The sequence below is a fragment of the Micromonospora mangrovicola genome (assembly GCF_047200535.1).
Lineage (GTDB): Bacteria > Actinomycetota > Actinomycetes > Mycobacteriales > Micromonosporaceae > Micromonospora.
This window is the reverse complement of record NZ_JBJZOG010000059.1, coordinates 26,996-42,618: the sequence shown is the minus strand read 5'-3', so window position 1 is coordinate 42,618 and position 15,623 is coordinate 26,996. Positions and strand designations below refer to the sequence as shown.

Sequence of the window (15,623 nt, the reverse complement as noted above, 5' to 3'; positions counted from 1 at the left end):
CCGGCCGCCCGTCGGGTGGGCTCAGTACTTGCGGTTGGGCAGCGCCTCCTTGGCCTGCTCCTGGGTGAAGGTGGTCTCCTGGGTCTCGATCCGCGCCGGCACCTGCTCGCCGGCGTGGACCTTCTTCACCAGGTCCATCAGCTGGGGACCGAGCAGCGGGCTGCACTCGGCGATGAAGTTGAACCTGCCGTCGGCGAGGGCCTGCATGCCGTCCTTGACCGCGTCGACGGTGATGATGGTGATGTCCTTGCCGGGGACCTTGCCCGCGGCGGTGATCGCCTCGAGCGCCCCCAGGCCCATGTCGTCGTTGTGCGCGAACAGCACGTCGATCTTCGGGTTGGCCTTCAGGAACTGCTCCATGACCTGCTTGCCGCCCGCCCGGGTGAAGTCACCGGACTGGGAGGCGATGATCTTCAGGTTCGGGTTGGCCGAGATGGCCTCCGCGAAGCCCTTCTTCCGGTCGTTGGCCGGCGCGGAGCCCGTCGTGCCCTGCAACTCGACGATGTTGACCGGCCCGGTCGCCGACTTCTCCTGCTCGACCAGCCACTCGCCGGCCAGCCGGCCCTCCTTCACGAAGTCGGAGCCGAGGAAGGTCTTGTAGAGCGACTTGTCGACGGAGTCCACGGCGCGGTCGGTCAGGATCACCGGGATGCCGGCGTCCTTGGCCTCCTTGAGGACCGTGTCCCAGCCGGACTCCACCACGGGCGAGAAGGCGATCACGTCGACCTTCTGCTGGATGAAGTTGCGGATGGCCTTGATCTGGTTCTCCTGCTTCTGCTGCGCGTCGTCGAACTTCAGGGCGATGCCGGCCGCGCTCGCCGCCTCCTTGATGGAGGTGGTGTTCGCCGTGCGCCAGCCGCTCTCCGCGCCGACCTGCGAGAAGCCCAGGGTGATCTTGCCGTCGCCGGCCTTGTCACCGGTGTCGCTGTTGCCGCAGGCCGCCATGCCGGTGGCGAGCAGCGCGGCGGTGAGCACCGCGATGACCCGGCGGGACGGTGGGTGGTTTCGCATTCTCTTCACCGGACTCTCCTCGGGGGTATGTGTCGGTCCGTGCCGCATGCCGGAGCCGGACGTGCGGCCCGCTGGGGTGGTGGGTGGGCGGTACCGGGTGGTGCTGCGCGGACGGGGGGGACGTCCGCGGGACCGGGGGCGGCCGTCAAGGGCTCGCGGGTGAGCTGGGATGTTGGCCGTAGACATGCTGGTAGCGGTCGTGCAGCGCGTCGACGTCGGCGCGCGCCATCGGCACCGGCTGGCCGAGCGCCCGGGCCAGATGGGCCGTACGGGCGACGTCCTCGCACATCACCGCGGCCTTCACCGCGGCGCGGGCGTCACGGCCGATGGTGAAGACGCCGTGGTTGCGCATCAGCACGGCGGGTGAGCGGTGCCCGGTGAGGGTCTCGACGATCCCCTTGCCGATGTCGTCGCCGCCGATCAGGGCGAACGGGCCGACCGGGATCTCACCGCCGAACTCGTCGGCCTGGGCGGTGAGGTGACAGGGAATCGGCTCGCCCCGGGCCGCCCACGCGGTCGCGTACGCGCTGTGCGTGTGCACGACCCCGCCGACCTCGGGCATGGCCCGGTAGACGTAGGCGTGCGCGGCCGTGTCGCTGGACGGGGAGAACTCGCCTTCGACGACCATGCCGTCGAGGTCGCAGACGACCATGTTCTCCGGCGTGAGATCGTCGTAGTCGACGCCGCTCGGCTTGATGACCATCAGGTCGTGGTCCGGCACCCGCGCGGACACGTTGCCTGCGGTCCAGGCGACCAGTCGGTAGCGGGTCAGCTCGGCGTGCAGCCGGGCCACGCTCTGCCGCAGCCGCCTGATCTGGTGGCTCGCCGCCGCGTTCATCCCACCACCTCCAGTGTGGCCGTACCGTGTTCCGCCGCCCCGTCGACGGCGGCGTTGCGAATCGCGCGCAGGCGCGACATGACCTCGTCGCCGCCCCGACCGAAGTGGTCGTGCAGCGACCGGTACTCGGCGTACAGGGCGTCGTACGCCCGGGCCCGGTCGGCGTCCGGCCGGTACACGTCGCGATCCACCCGGCCCATCGCCGCGGCGGCCGCGTAGACGTCCGGGTACGCACCGGCGGCCACGGCGGCGTGGATCGCCGAACCCAGCGCGGGCCCCTGCGCCGAGCCGATGATGCTCAACGGGCGGTTGGTGACGTCGGCGTAGATCTGCATGAGCAGCCGGTTGGAGGTCAGGCCGCCGGCCACGACGAGTTCCCGGATCGGCACCCCCGCCTCGACGAACGCCTCGATGATCATGCGGGTGCCGTACGCCGTCGACTCCAGCAACGCCCGGTACACGTCCGGCGGGCGGGTGGCCAGGGTCAGCCCGACGATGAGACCGCTGAGGTCGTGGTTGACCAGCAGCGAGCGGTTGCCGTTCCACCAGTCCAGCGCGATCAGGCCGTGGGCCCCGACCGGCTGGGCCGCCGCCAGCTCCGACAGCCGCTCGTGGGAGGCCCCGGCCGGCGCGGCGTGCTCGACGAACCAGCCGAAGATGTCGCCGACACCGCTCTGCCCGGCCTCGTAGCCCCAGGCGCTCGGGCTGAGCCCACCGTCGACCACGCCGCACATGCCGGGCACCTCGACCAGTTCGCTGCCGTTGACCACGTGGCAGGTCGAGGTGCCCATGATGGCCACCAGGTGACCGGGCACCAGCGCCTGGGCCGAGGCGGCCGTGACGTGGGCGTCGACGTTGCCGACCGCCACCGCGATGCCCTCGGGCAGCCCGGTCCACGCCGCAGCCGGCGCGGTCAGCGCGCCGGCCCGGGCGCCCATCGGCAGCAGCGGGCCGTCGAGCTTGGCGACGAAGTCGGCGAAGTTGGGATCGAGGGCGGCCAGGTACTCGCGGGACGGATACCGGCCGTCCTGTCGGATGCCCTTGTAGCCCGCGGTGCAGATGTTGCGGGTCTCCACTCCGCACAGCTGCCAGACGATCCAGTCGGCGGCTTCCACGAACCGGTCGGCACGCCGGTAGATCTCCGGGTCCTCCTCGAGGAGTTGCAGGCCCTTGGCGAACTGCCACTCGGCCGAGATCTTGCCGCCGTACCGGCCGATCCAGGGTTCGCCGCGCTCGTGGGCCAGGGCGTTGATCCGGTCGGCGTGCGACTGGGCGGCGTGGTGCTTCCACAGCTTGACCCAGGCGTGCGGCCGGCCGCGCAGCTCGGCCACCTCGCACAGCGGCGTGCCGTCGGCCAGCGTCGGCAGGACCGTGCAGGCGGTGAAGTCGGTGGCGATCCCGATGACCCGGGCCGGATCGACGCCGGCGGCCGCCACGGCTGCCGGGACCGCATGGCGCAGCACGTCCCGGTAGTCGTCGGGGTCCTGCAACGCCCAGTCCGGCGCCAGGGGCACTCCCCCGTCCGGGAGCGCCGACTCGATGACCGCGTGCCGGTACTCGTGGACCGCGGTACCCAGCTCCGCGCCGTCGCCGACCCGGACCACCAGCGCTCTGCCCGACAGCGTCCCGTAGTCGACGCCGACGACGTACCGGTCGCCCGGCCCGTCCAGACCACTCATCTCGACCTCCCCGCCGAAGACGGTCTCAGTGTTAGCGTTCACATTGATGGGGTCAAGACACCTGCAGGCAACAGTCCCGTAACGGAAGCGCTCCCATGCTCCAATTTGCACCGTCGGCGGGCGAGCGTGTCAGGCGCTCGTCGTCGGCAACGGAGCCCGCGCCGGCCGACCAGGTCACAAGCTCGGTCCGGACGCTTGACTCAGACCTCACTGAGGTCGCTCCGCTTGCTGGGAATCAGGGCCAGCCCGTCAGCGAGCCCCAGCGGGAGCGGTCCCGCCCGGTGTGGACGTTCGCGACATGGGCCTGCTTCGTGGGCCAGGGCAAGCTCCGGACACGCCACGGATGGCAACGACAGCCCGCAGCGGCAGACCCGCCCGGCGTCACCTCTCCGACCGCCGGACTCTCGCGGAGTTCAGGGCAGGTGTTAGCGGTAACAGACTCCCCGGATGAGCGCACGGGTTCAACGCAGACACCTCGCGGACTCCGCCGCCGGAGCTCGTGCCGGCGGGACCGGCCACGGGCCGGCCGGCGCCCACTCCCCTCAGTCCTCGAGCTCCGGCCCGAGCAGCCGGACCTCCTCGATGTCGATGGCCGCCTGCAACTGGCGCAGCACCGCGTCATCGATCTCGTTGCGGTCGCGCAGCCGGGTGACCTCGCGCCGTTTGTGGTCGAGCACGCCAAGGCGCAGCCGTCGGGCGAGCTCGCGTTCCTGCGCGCTCTCCTCGGTCTGTGGAGAGCGGACGTCGTTCAGGTGCTCCTCGTAGTCGGAGCGGAGCCGGTCGACGGCGTCGTGCGAGGCGCCCAGCTCGGCGGCGACCTGCGGCAACGCGGCGAGGGCCACCTCGGTGGCCCGGATTCGCGCCCAGCGCACCTCGTGCTCGCGTTCCTCGTCGCCCATCAGCCCGGCCCAGCCCACCACGAAGGGCAGGGTGGTGCCCTGCACCAACATGATCAACACGATCACCACGACCGTGACGAAGATGATCAGGTCGCGCTCGCGTATCGGCGCGCCGGCGTGGGTGGTGACCGGGACCGCGAGCGCGGCGGCGAGGGACACCGCGCCCCGGAAGCCGGCCCAGCCGGCGGCGGTGCGGACCCGGGCGTCGAAACGGCGGGACTGGCGGGCCTCGCTCCGGTCGATGCCCTGCAGGGAGGCGACCGACAGGTGCACCCACGCCATCCGGACGGCCGTCACCAGCAGGGCGACCAGCACCGCGATGCCCAGCGACTGGATCGGCGAGTGGCTGGTGATGGCGCGCAGCGAGCGGGGCACCTGCATGCCGAGCAGCACGAAGAGGCTGCCGTTGATCATGAACGTGGAGAGGTCCCAGAACGCGTACGCGGTGAGCCGGGAGCGGGCCCGGATCACCCGGGGTCCGGCGTAGGACAGCAGCAGCCCGGCGACCACGACCGCGAGTACACCGCTGGAGTGGATCACCTCGGCGAGCAGGAACGCCAAGAACGGGGTGAGGATGCTCAGCCCGCCCTCGCGCATCGGATCGTCGATGTGCTTGCGGGCCAGGATGACCGCCCCGCCGACGAGCAGGCCGGCGGCGATCCCACCGACGGACTTGCCGATGAACTGGCCGCCCAGGACCAGCGCACCCGGGACCGCTCCGCCGGCGATCACCCCGACGGTGACGGCGAAGAGCACCAGGGCCGTGCCGTCGTTGATCAGGCTCTCCGCGCGCAGCGTGGTGAGGATGCCACGCGGCATCCGTTTGGCCAGGCCGGCGACGGCGGCGGCGTCGGTGGGCGCGAGGACCGCGCCGAGCACCCAGGCCGCCGCCGGTTCCACCCCCAGGGCCTTCGCCGTGTACGCGACGGCGACCGCCGTGATGGTCACCAGTACGACGGCGAGCAGCGCGATCACGGCGAAGTTGGCCCGGATTTCGCGGAGGCTGACGGCCAGGCTCTCCCGGTAGAGGATCGCGGGCAGGAAGAGCAGCAGCACCACCTCGGGTTCGAGGATCACGTGGGCGAAGGGCGGCAGCAGACCGAGCAGGGCACCCATGGCGATGAGCAGCACGGGCGGGGCGACCCGGTATCGACCGCCGATGGTGGTGCCGATGAGCACGGTGAGACTCAGCACCGCGATCAGCACGAGTGCGCCCACGTCGTACCCCCGTCAGCAGCCCGCCCGGTTCCACGCTGCCTCATGCGCGGTGTGTCACGTCGTGGAATGGCACAAGTGCCCGCAGGCGCAGCGCGGGTGGCCTGGGTTCAGTCGGTGCGGGTGCCGTCGATCAGGACGCCGAGGCCGTCGAGGACCCGGGCCAGGCCGAACTCGTACGCGTGGTCCGGGCGGTACGCGGCGTTCTGCGCCGCTCCGGCCGCCGCGCCGACCCGCACGGCGGTCGGGTACCGCCGCTCGTCGAGGACCTGGGCGAGCAGCGGAGCGTTCGCCGCCCACCACTGTTCGTCGCTCCAGGTGTCCTGCTGCTGCGCGGCCCGCACCTCCGCCGCCGTGCGGGCCGCGGCCCGGACGAAGTCGAGGACGTAGGTCAACGCCGCGTCCCGGCGCACGTCGTCCAGGCCGGTGCCGTCGAAGGCGCGCAGCTCGTACTCGTACTTGGCCATCAGCCCCGGGCCGAGCGGCGGCCGGCTCGTGGAGACCTCGGCAGCCCAGGGGTGGGCGTGGAACAGCTCCCGGTTGTCCCTGGCGAGCGCCGCCACGCGGGTCCGCCAGGGCTCGGCGGAGCGGTCGGGTCGGGGCATCCGGGCGTAGCAGTGGTCCAGCATCAGATCGAGCAGTTCGGCCTTGCCCGGCACGTAGGTGTAGAGGCTCATCGGCGCGACGCCGACCGCCTGGGCGACCGCCCGCATGGTCACCGCGTCCAAACCTTCGGCGTCGGCCAGGTCGACCGCGGCCGTGACGATGTCGTCCGGCGATCGACCCTGACGGGGCCCGCGGCGCGGACCCTCATCGGGCCGCCCCCAGAGCAGTCGCAGGGTACGGGCCGGGTCGCCGGCTCCGCTGCGGTGATTGGGCACCCGCCGATCCTCTCAGACCGAATTCCCGTACTACGTACGATGTACAATGTACGGAGTTTTTCCGCCGACTCCAGGGAGACCACGTGCAGATCACCGCCTCGGCCCTCTCACTCAACGTGGACGACGTGGCGGCCTCCGCCGCCTTCGTCGAGCAGCACTTCGGTTTCCGGCAGGAGATGGCGGCCGACGGGTTCGTCTCGCTGTCCCGCGACGGGGTCGGCTTCAACCTGATCTACCTGCGCACCGGGCTACCCAGCATTCAGCCCGACCGCCTGCGCGGGCAGCGCGCCGAGGGCCTGATCGTCGCCTTCGTGGTGGACGACGTCGACGCCGAGTACGCCCGGGTCCGGGCGGCCGGAGTGCCGATCACCACGCCGCTGCAGACCGAGCCCTGGGGCGAGCGCTTCTTCCAGGTCACCGACCCCAACGGGGTCATCCTCCAACTGGTGCAGTGGATGCCCGCACCGGCCGAGGCGGGCTGACCCGGGCGACGTCACTCGAAGCGGGCGGGATCGCCGGCACCCCGGCGCAGGATCTCCGGCTCCGGGCCGGACAGGTCGATCACGGTGGTCGGCTCCAGGCCACAGTCGCCGGCGTCCACCACCGCGTCGACCTGATGGTCCAGGCGCTCCTTGATCTCCCAGCCCTGGGTCATCGGCTCCTCCTCGCCGGGGAGCAGCAGGGTGCTGGACAGCAGCGGCTCGCCGAGTTCGGCGAGCAGCGCCTGGGTCACCGTGTGCTTCGGCACCCGCACGCCGACGGTCCGGCGGCGCGGGTCCTGCAACCGGCGCGGCACCTCGGCGGTCGCCGGCAGGATGAACGTGTACCGGCCCGGGATGGCGGCCTTGACCTGCCGGAAGACCGAGTTGCTGAGCTTGACGAACTGGCCGAGCTGGGCGAATTCCGCGCAGACCAGGGTGAACGGGTGACGGTCGTCGAGCTTGCGGATCTCCCGGATCCGCGCCACCCCGTCCCGGTTGCCGAGCTGGCAGCCGAGGGCGTAGCACGAGTCCGTCGGGTAGGCGATCAGCCCGTCGCTGCGCAACAGGTCGACGATCTGCCGGAGCACCCGGGGTTGCGGGTTGTCCGGATGCAGGTCGTAGTACCTCGCCACGCCGGAAAGCCTATGCCGCGCTCGGCCGGGCCGCGAGTCCGGAAAAGTCACCGGAGCAGGTTTACCGGGCCGGCGTACCGGAAAAGGTGGGTCCGCTCGAAGAGGGGGTCATTCATGTCCGAAGGCAGCACAGACCGCGCCGACCGTCCGGCCGAGGTGACCGACCCGCTGCTGTGGGGGTTGGCCGCCGCGGTGGCCGACGCTCACCAGCCCGACGAGAACCGGGTGTGCGTCAGCCCGAGCTGCGTCGGCGCGGCCTGGCCGTGCGCCGCCTGGAACAACGCCCAGGAGGGGCTGCGCGTCGCTCGGACGCCGCAACCCGCGCCGGCGCCGCCCGCCGGGGCGGCCGACGCACGCGGCGACGACCCGTTGACCGGGTGGTCCGCCGCACTGATCCCGGCTGGCCGCCCGGAGCAACCGGCCGTCACCGCCGCCTGACCACCCGCCCGCGCGGTCCGGCGGCAGTGCGCTGACGCAGGCGGTCGGGGCGTACCGGCCGGTTGATTTTGTCCGGGGCGGCACGCCAGGATGGCGCGATGGCGAACTGGCGGACGGACCGAATCGGCTCGGCCCTGCGCGGGGAGAACCCGACCGTGCTGGCCCTGCTGCCCGAGGGCTTCGCGGTCATCGGCGACGTCCAGCTGCTGCCCGGCTACTGCCTGCTGCTAACCGACAAGCCGGGGGTGGGGCGGCTGACCGACCTGCCCCGACCGGCCCGGCTGGCGTTCCTGGACAGCATGGAACGACTCGGCGAGGCGGTCGAACGCGCCTGCGCCGAACTCGATCCGGCCTTCCGCCGCATCAACCTGGAGATCCTCGGCAACACCGACCCGTACCTGCATGCCCACATCTGGCCCCGGTACGACTGGGAGCCGGCCGAACGCGTCGGGATGCCCGTCTGGCTCTATCCCCCGGAGCAGCGCAACGATCCGACGACCGCCCTCGGGCCACGACACGACCAGCTCCGCGCCACCATCACCCGACACCTCAACGACGGCGCGCCCCGGTGAACCCGCCCGCACCGGGCGCACAAGTCCGCAGACCGTGCTGCCTCTGAGATCCCCTGGCCCGTCCCGGGCCTCGCCGCCAGCCCGCCGTCCCGCGGTCGGCAACGACCTGGCCTTCGCGATCTCCGGCCCGCTCGACGCCGACCTGCAACGGTGGACGCAGCGGCTGTACGCCGACTTCGCCGCGGTCCACCACTGGGACCTGCGGACCGGTGCCACCGTCTATCGGGTCTTCTTGCTTCCCGGCTGCCTGGAAGTCGACGTCGCGTTCAGCCCGGCGTCCGCCTTCGGGGCACGTGGTCCGAGTTGGCGCCTCGTGTTCGGGCAGCCCGCACCGGCGAAGCCGGCCGCGCCGCCCGGACACGCCGACCTGGCCGGACTGGCGTGGCACCACGCCCTGCACGCCCGAGTCAGCATCGAGCGGCGCAGGTGGTGGCAGGCCGAGCAGTGGATTGGAGCCCTCCGCACCCAGATCCTCGCGTTGTCCTGCCGACGCCTGGGCCACCCACCAGCTACGCCAAGGGCGCGCACCTGCTTCCGCCCGACCTGACCGAGGCGCTCGAAACCACCCTGGTCCGCTCGCTCCACGAGGTGGAGCTACGCCGCGCGCTGCACGCCGCCACGACAGCTCTCGCCACCGAACTCGCCCGCACGGATCCGGGACTGGCCGGGCGACTGCGCCCGACCCTCGTCGAACTCGCCTCGACACCCGCCGGAACACTCAACAGTGACCGAGAACCGCGACGTTGATGGCCTGCTTTTGACCACCGTCCCGAACGTCCGGCTGCCCGCACCCCTACGGCCCGGCCCCGGCCGGACGTCAACTCGTGGCCGGAGCCTCGTCATATCTTTGGCTGCCGACCCGCCCGCGCAGCCGGGCGAGTTCGGCTTCGGTGCCGATGTCGGGGCGCCGGCCGGGCTGCTCCAGGTAGCTGCGAATCGTGTTCGCCAGGAACGCGGGATCCACCTGCAACTGACCGACGGGCAGCAGGTCCGGCCTCGGCCGGCCACCCAGAGTGGGGCCGTTTCGCCGGTAGAGCCACAGGTTGCGGGGTCGGCGACCGCTCGGTGGCGGCGGCCCACCCGGAGCCAGCTCGTGCCAGCCGATGCTCCGGCGGGACGTCATCCGCTGCACCGTGATCCCGTCCGGGGTCAGCGCCACCCACGGCCGCCTGACCAGCAGCAGCGCCACGGCCAGCACGGACAGCAGACCCACGATGACGATCGAGATCAGTGCCGCCTCATCGAACTCGGCCAGCCGCAGCCGGTCGCCGTCGGGCACGCGCTCGGTCAGCACCGCGCCCGCCGCGACCCACAGCACGATGATGGCTGCCGTACCGAGGTCGTGCGGGGCGGCCGGGGCGACGAACGCGCCGGCGTCGAGCTGGAACGACGCGGGGCGGCGCGGGACGGCTCTGAGGACGGTCAGCTGGTACAGCCCGACGGGAACCGCCAGGCTGACCGCGAGACCCGCGACCCAGACCAGCAGACTCACGCCCGCCGGCCGCATCTGCCAGGTCAGCGGGCTCACCCAGAACATCGCCGCCAACCGCAGCGCGAACGCCAGCAACCCGACGGGCAGGGCGAGGATGCGAGCACGTTTCATCGACACGTGCGCAGCGTAGGGCCGCCGCACCACCTCGCGGGGCACCGCTCCCGGCCGGCGGGGTCAACGCGCCCGGTCAGCGCGAGAGATCATCGTCACGTGCTCATCACCTCGGTCGTCGTCGCCGTGCTGGCGTACCTGGCCTGGTTGCCCGTCGCCCGGGCCCGGTGGCTGACCAGCGCCGTACTGGTGGTGTTGATCGTGCTCGCGGTCGGCACCGTCGCCCTCGCCGCCTGGCAGCCCCGGGCGGCGGTCGAGGCGCACGTGCTGCTCTTCCTCGGAACCGCCGTGGTGCTGCTCGTCGCGCGGTCGGTGCAGCGGCGCAGGCTCCGCGAGGGCGGCGAGGCGGAGAAACCGGCAGCTTGGCCCTGGCCGTGGCGCCTCGCGGTCGGCTCGGCCCTCTTCATCGCATGCTGCTGCCTGCCGGCGGCGGCGTGGGACGGCAACGATGACGGATACCTCCCGTCGGTGGCGGACCTGGGCCCCTTGCCGGACGACATCACCGTGCCGGACGCGGCGGGCGACACCGAGTGCGGTTTCGGTGGCTGCGCGGTGGGCTACCGGCTGGTCTGCCGGCCGGGCGAGCGGTCCGACGAGGTGGTCCGCCGGATGTGGGACCACCTGACGGAGCAGGGCTGGCCACCACCCGAGAACGGCAGAAGCTGTCGTCCGATCGGCTGGCTGCTCGACACCCGCGAGACGTGTGTCCTCACCGGCACGAGCGAGGGGCAGGCCGAACTCACCCTGACCGGTGGTCGCCCGCTGCACCCCGCCTGATCAGGAGGGGTGCAGGCGGCTCCGGCGTGCCTTGCGGCCCTCCTCGTACGCCGCCCGGGCCGCCCGGGTCGCGGCCACCGTGGACACCTCGGCTACCGGCACGTCCCACCACGCCCCGCCGTCCGGCCCCGGCTCCAGCGGGTCGGTCGCGACGTGGACGACGGTGGTCCGGTCGGCGGCCTTCGCGGCGGCCAGCCCGGCGCGCAGCTCGGCCATGGTGCCCGCGCGGATCACCTCGGCGCCCAGGCTCGCCGCGTTCGCCGCCAGGTCGACCGGCAGCGGATCCCCGGCCCGGTCCCGGTAGGCGGTGCCGAGCCGCTGCGCGCCGACGCTCTCCGACAGCCGACCGATCGAGGCGAAACCCTGGTTGTCGACCAGCACCACGACCAGCTTGACGCCCTCGGCGACCGCGGTGACCAGCTCGCTCGGCAGCATCAGGTAGGAACCGTCGCCGACCAGGACGAACACCTCCCGCTCCGGCGCCGCCAGCTTCACCCCGATACCGCCGGGGATCTCGTAGCCCATGCAGGAGTAGCCGTACTCGACGTGGTACGCCTTGGGATCGGTGCTGCGCCACAGCTTGTGCAGGTCACCCGGCATCGACCCGGCCGCGCAGACCACCACGTCGCGCGGGCCGGCCGCGTCGTTGACCGCGCCGATCACCGCCGCCTGCGTCGGGGCGGCGTCCGGCTCGCCGTGCCGGGCGCGGTCCACCACGGCCGTCCACCGGGCGGCCTGCTCCGCGACCGTCGACCGGTACGCCGCCGGGACGGCCCAGTCGCCACAGGCCACGTCCAGCGCGGCGAGGCTCGCCCGGGCGTCGCCGACCACCTGAGTGCCCGACAGCTTGGCCGCGTCGAAGCCGGTGATGTTCAGGTTCACGAAGCGGGCGTCGCCGAAGAGGGTGCCGGAGGCGGTGGTGAAGTCGCTGTAGCGGGTGCCGACCCCGAGCACCACGTCGGCGTCGGCGGCCACCGCGTTCGCGGCGGAGGTGCCGGTCACCCCGACCGCACCGAGGCAGAGCGGATGGTCGTGCGGCAGCGCGCCCTTGCCGGCCTGGGTCTCCACCACCGGTACGCCGTGCCGCTCGGCGAACTCGCGCAGCACCTCGGTGGCCCCGCTGTAGATCACCCCGCCGCCGGCCACCAGCACCGGCCGGCGGGCCGAGCGGACGATCTCCGCCGCCCGCCGCACCGCCGCGTCGTCCGGCCGGGGGCGGGGCACGTGCCAGGTACGGTCGACGAACAACTCCTCCGGCCAGTCGTACGCCTCGGCCTGCACGTCCTGCGGCAGGGCCAGGGTGACCGCGCCGGTCTCCACCGGGTCGGTGAGCACCCGCATCGCGGCCAGCAGCGCCGCCGGCAGTTGCTCGGGCCGGTTGATCCGGTCCCAGTACCGGGACACCGGCCGCAGCGCGTCGGTGACGCTCACGTCGTACGAGCGGGCGTCCTCCAGCTCCTGCAGCACCGGGCTGGCCGGCCGGGTGGCGAAGATGTCGCCGGGCAGCAGCAGCACCGGCAACCGGTTGATGGTGGCCCCGGCGGCGCCGGTGACCAGGTTGGTGGCGCCCGGCCCGATGGAGGTGGTGCAGGCCAGGGTGCTCAGCCGGTCGGTCATCCGGGCGTACGCGGCGGCGGTGTGCACCATCCCCTGCTCGTTGCGACACAACCGGTACGGCAGGTCCACCCCCGCCGCCGCGGCGCCGGCGAGGGCCTCGCCGAGTCCGGCGACGTTGCCGTGGCCGAAGATGCCGAAGCAGGCCGGGATCAGCCGGCGGCGCTGCCCGTCGCGTTCGGACCACTGCCGGGCCAGGAACGCCACCAGCGCCTGCGCCACCGTCAGTCTGGGCATCGGTCGCCTCCCGCCCGGGTCAGCGGCAGCCGCGGGCCCACCGGCTGCCCGGCCCAGCTGTCCCGGATCCAGCCGTGCCGCGGATCGTCCACGAACGCCATGGAGCGGACCGGGCCGGGTCCGGCCAGCACGTTCAGGTAGTACAGGTGATGGCCGGGTGGGGCCATCGACGGCCCGTGGTAGCCGTACGGGACGAGCACCACGTCCCCGGTGCGCACCTCCGCGAGCACGTCGATCGGCCGCTCGCCGGTGCCGTAAACCCGCTGGTAGCCGACCGCGTCGTCGTCGCCCGGCGTCCCGCCCGCCACCTCGAAGTAGTAGATCTCCTCCAGCCGGGCCTCGACCCGGCCGTCGTCGTGCACCCGGTCGTCCTCGTGCTTGTGCGGGGGGTACGACGACCAGTTCCCGTCGGGGGTGAGCACCTCGACGGCCACGAGGCGGTCGCAGTCGAAGACCTCCGGCGCGCAGAAGTTGTTGACCTGCCGGCTGGCCGACCCGGCGCCGCGCAGTTCCACCGGCACGTCCCGGGCCGCGCCGTAGCGCGGCGACAGCCGGCGCCGGGCGCGGGCGGACGGCAGGGCGAAGCGCCCCTGTCCCTCGACGGTGACGGTGGCGTCGCGGGGCAGGTAGGCGAAGTCGGTGACGGCGGCGAAGACCGAGGACCGCCCGGCCAGCGCCAGGGTGATCCCGTCGCAGCGCACGGCGGCGGACCCGGCGAGGGGCAGCACCAGCATCTCCTCCTCGCCGGTGGCGAAGGTGACCTGCCCGCCGGCCGGCAGGTCCAGCACCCGCAGTCCCGCGTACGTCCAGCCGGCCCGCTCCGGGGTGACCTCCAGCGCCCAGGGCTGCCGGGCCGTCGCCCCCCAGGGCAGGTACGCCCGGCCCGTCACGCTTCCTGCCTCGTGGGCAGCAGCGAGTGGGCCAGGTCGACCGCCGCGGCCACGTCGTCGTCCGGTGGGTACAGCAGCGCCCGACCGACCACCAGGCCGCGCACGCCCGGCACCCGCAACGCCCGCTGCCAGCGGGCGTAGACCACGTCCGGGGTCTCGGTCGGATCGCCGCCGAGCAGCAGCGCCGGCAGGGTGGTCGCGGCCATCACCCGCGCCATCTCGTCGATCGCCGGCAGCTTCAGCCAGGTGTACGCCGAGGTCGTGCCGAGCGCCTGCCCGACGCTCACACTCTTGATCACCGCCTCCGGCGTCAGGTCGACGTGGACCCGGCCGTCGGCGCGGCTGACCCACAGCGGCTCGACCAACGCCACCGTACGACGCGCGGCGAGCGCGCTGACCGCGCGGGCGCAGGCCTGCAGGGTGGAGGCGGTGCCGTGGTCGGCCGGGTCGATGCGGCAGAGCATCTTGCCGCCGTCGTAGCCCATCGCGGCGATGGTGTCCGCGTCGTACGCGGTGAACCGGTCGTCCAGCTCGAACGCGGCGCCGGACAGGCCGCCCCGGTTCATCGAGCCGATCGCCAGCCGGTCCTCCAGGGCGCCCAGCAGCAGCAGGTCCTCCAGGATGTCCGGGGTGCCGAGCACCCCGTCGACGCCGGGCCGGGACAGGGCGAGGCGCAGCCGGTCCAGCAGGTCCACCCGGCCGGCCATCGCCATCGGCCGGTCCCGTACGCCGAGGGCGGCCCGCGCCGGGTGGTCGGCGGCGATGACGAACAACGGCCGGCCGCGGTCGGGCCACGGCCGCCGGGTCCGCCGGGCGGCGGCCTCGGCGATCGCCTGCGGCCGGTGCGCGCGGGTGAAGGTCAGCGCCTCGTACTCGGTGCTCACCAGTCTCCTTCCGTCGCTGCGGCCGGCTCCGCGCGGGCCAGCAGCGCCTCGGTCTCGGCCTCGTCGGGCATCGCGGACGAGCACGCCAGCCGGCCGGCGACGACGGCACCGGCCGCGTTGGCGAACCGGAGCGTCCGCGCCAGCGGCCAGCCACGCAGCAGGCCCAGGCAGAGCGCGCCGCCGAAGGCGTCCCCGGCGCCGAGCCCGTTGACCACCTCCACCGGCACCGGCGGCACCCGGACCGTCTCCTCGGCGGTGGCGGCCAGCACGCCGTCCGGCCCGAGTTTGACCACGGCCAGCCGGGGGCCGCGGTCGAGCAGCAGCCGGGCGGCGCGTTCCGGGTCCCGGCTGCCGACCGCCACCTCGACCTCGTCGAGGTTGCCGACGGCGGCGGTGACCTGCGGCAGCGCCTCGGCGTACGCGGCCGTGGCGGCGGCCGGCCCGGGCCAGAACATCGGCCGGTAGTCCAGGTCCAGAACGGTGTGCGGGCGCCCGGCGCGGGCGGCCAGCGCGGTGGCGTGCGCGTCCCGGCTGGGCCGCTGGCACAGCCCGGTGCCGGTGATCCAGAAAATCCGCGCGGTGGTGACCGCGTCGAGGTCCAACTCGTCGGGGTGGATCTGCAGGTCCGGTGCGGTCGGGGTGCGGTAGAACCAGATCGGGAAGTGGTCCGGCGGGAAGATCTCGCAGAACGTCACCGGGGTGGGCAGCCCGGCGACCGGGCGTACCTGGCTGTCGTCGACGCCGAAGTCGCGCAACGCCCGGTGCACGTACTCACCGAAGGCGTCGGCGCCGGTGCGGGTGACCACCGCGGCGCGCAGGCCGTACCGGGCGGCGGCGACCGCGACGTTGGTGGGGCTGCCGCCGAGGAACTTGCCGAACGTCTCGACCTCGGCCAACGGCGTGGCGATCTGCAGCGGATAGATGTCCACCCCGACCCGGCCGATGGTGAGCACGTCGAGCATGCGGCGTCC

The 15,623-nt window shown here is 73.1% G+C and carries 16 protein-coding genes; 5 read left to right on the top strand and 11 right to left on the bottom strand.

Translation table 11 applies throughout. The features are described from left to right. Positions 1 to 21 precede the first annotated feature (21 nt). The 5 genes from ACL02O_RS22180 to ACL02O_RS22160 form a co-directional block, all read right to left on the bottom strand. Positions 22 to 1,011, bottom strand: a complete 990-nt coding sequence (locus tag ACL02O_RS22180) for an ABC transporter substrate-binding protein (protein WP_412820044.1) — start codon at positions 1,009 to 1,011, stop codon at positions 22 to 24. Between the two features lie 145 nt (positions 1,012 to 1,156). After that, entirely contained in the window at positions 1,157 to 1,849 is a 693-nt protein-coding gene (locus tag ACL02O_RS22175) for an L-ribulose-5-phosphate 4-epimerase (RefSeq protein WP_412820043.1), read from the bottom strand. Then, positions 1,846 to 3,528 (bottom strand): ribulokinase, encoded by a 1,683-nt coding sequence (araB, locus tag ACL02O_RS22170; protein WP_412820042.1) that lies wholly within the window; start codon positions 3,526 to 3,528, stop codon positions 1,846 to 1,848. The genes ACL02O_RS22175 and araB overlap by 4 nt, the downstream gene beginning before the upstream one ends. Positions 3,529 to 4,070: 542 nt before the next feature. Next, positions 4,071 to 5,645, bottom strand: coding sequence for a Na+/H+ antiporter (locus tag ACL02O_RS22165; RefSeq protein ID WP_412820041.1), 1,575 nt, complete (start codon positions 5,643 to 5,645; stop codon positions 4,071 to 4,073). 107 nt (positions 5,646 to 5,752) lie between these two features. Continuing rightward, entirely contained in the window at positions 5,753 to 6,523 is a 771-nt protein-coding gene (locus ACL02O_RS22160) for a TetR/AcrR family transcriptional regulator (protein ID WP_412820040.1), read from the bottom strand. Between the two features lie 83 nt (positions 6,524 to 6,606). On the opposite strand from ACL02O_RS22160, the gene ACL02O_RS22155 reads away from it, so the two are divergent. Then, positions 6,607 to 7,005: a VOC family protein gene (locus tag ACL02O_RS22155; RefSeq protein WP_412820039.1), complete on the top strand. Its 399-nt coding sequence runs from the start codon at positions 6,607 to 6,609 to the stop codon at positions 7,003 to 7,005. A gap of 11 nt (positions 7,006 to 7,016) precedes the next feature. On the opposite strand, the gene ACL02O_RS22150 is transcribed toward ACL02O_RS22155, so the two are convergent. After that, positions 7,017 to 7,637, bottom strand: coding sequence for an L-threonylcarbamoyladenylate synthase (locus ACL02O_RS22150; RefSeq protein ID WP_412820038.1), 621 nt, complete (start codon positions 7,635 to 7,637; stop codon positions 7,017 to 7,019). 114 nt (positions 7,638 to 7,751) lie between these two features. On the opposite strand from ACL02O_RS22150, the gene ACL02O_RS22145 reads away from it, so the two are divergent. From ACL02O_RS22145 to ACL02O_RS22135, 3 genes are all read left to right on the top strand, one after another. Beyond that, on the top strand, positions 7,752 to 8,075 hold the full coding sequence (locus tag ACL02O_RS22145) for a hypothetical protein (protein ID WP_412820037.1): 324 nt from the start codon (positions 7,752 to 7,754) through the stop codon (positions 8,073 to 8,075). A 98-nt stretch (positions 8,076 to 8,173) separates the two neighbouring features. After that, positions 8,174 to 8,647 (top strand): HIT family protein, encoded by a 474-nt coding sequence (locus ACL02O_RS22140; RefSeq protein WP_412820036.1) that lies wholly within the window; start codon positions 8,174 to 8,176, stop codon positions 8,645 to 8,647. Positions 8,648 to 8,681: 34 nt separating this feature from the next. Further along, positions 8,682 to 9,194: a hypothetical protein gene (locus ACL02O_RS22135; RefSeq protein ID WP_412820035.1), complete on the top strand. Its 513-nt coding sequence runs from the start codon at positions 8,682 to 8,684 to the stop codon at positions 9,192 to 9,194. A 270-nt stretch (positions 9,195 to 9,464) separates the two neighbouring features. Here ACL02O_RS22135 and ACL02O_RS22130 read toward each other — a convergent pair whose 3' ends face one another. Continuing rightward, entirely contained in the window at positions 9,465 to 10,256 is a 792-nt protein-coding gene (locus tag ACL02O_RS22130; protein WP_412820034.1) for a hypothetical protein, read from the bottom strand. A gap of 93 nt (positions 10,257 to 10,349) precedes the next feature. On the opposite strand from ACL02O_RS22130, the gene ACL02O_RS22125 reads away from it, so the two are divergent. Then, positions 10,350 to 11,027 (top strand): hypothetical protein, encoded by a 678-nt coding sequence (locus tag ACL02O_RS22125; protein WP_412820033.1) that lies wholly within the window; start codon positions 10,350 to 10,352, stop codon positions 11,025 to 11,027. Here the strand turns inward: ACL02O_RS22125 and iolD are convergent, their stop codons facing one another. From iolD to iolC, 4 genes are read right to left on the bottom strand one after another with little or no spacing between them, the layout of a single operon-like run. Beyond that, the gene (iolD, locus tag ACL02O_RS22120) at positions 11,028 to 12,878 is read right to left on the bottom strand and encodes a 3D-(3,5/4)-trihydroxycyclohexane-1,2-dione acylhydrolase (decyclizing) (protein ID WP_412820032.1); all 1,851 of its coding nucleotides are present in this window, start codon (positions 12,876 to 12,878) and stop codon (positions 11,028 to 11,030) included. Further along, positions 12,866 to 13,768 (bottom strand): 5-deoxy-glucuronate isomerase, encoded by a 903-nt coding sequence (gene iolB, locus ACL02O_RS22115; RefSeq protein WP_412820031.1) that lies wholly within the window; start codon positions 13,766 to 13,768, stop codon positions 12,866 to 12,868. The genes iolD and iolB overlap by 13 nt, the downstream gene beginning before the upstream one ends. Further along, positions 13,765 to 14,652, bottom strand: coding sequence for a Cgl0159 family (beta/alpha)8-fold protein (locus tag ACL02O_RS22110; RefSeq protein ID WP_412820030.1), 888 nt, complete (start codon positions 14,650 to 14,652; stop codon positions 13,765 to 13,767). The genes iolB and ACL02O_RS22110 overlap by 4 nt, the downstream gene beginning before the upstream one ends. Then, a complete protein-coding gene (gene iolC, locus ACL02O_RS22105) occupies positions 14,649 to 15,614 on the bottom strand; it encodes a 5-dehydro-2-deoxygluconokinase (RefSeq protein ID WP_412820029.1) in 966 nt (321 codons plus the stop codon). Before iolC ends, ACL02O_RS22110 begins: the two co-directional genes overlap by 4 nt. Positions 15,615 to 15,623 lie beyond the last annotated feature (9 nt).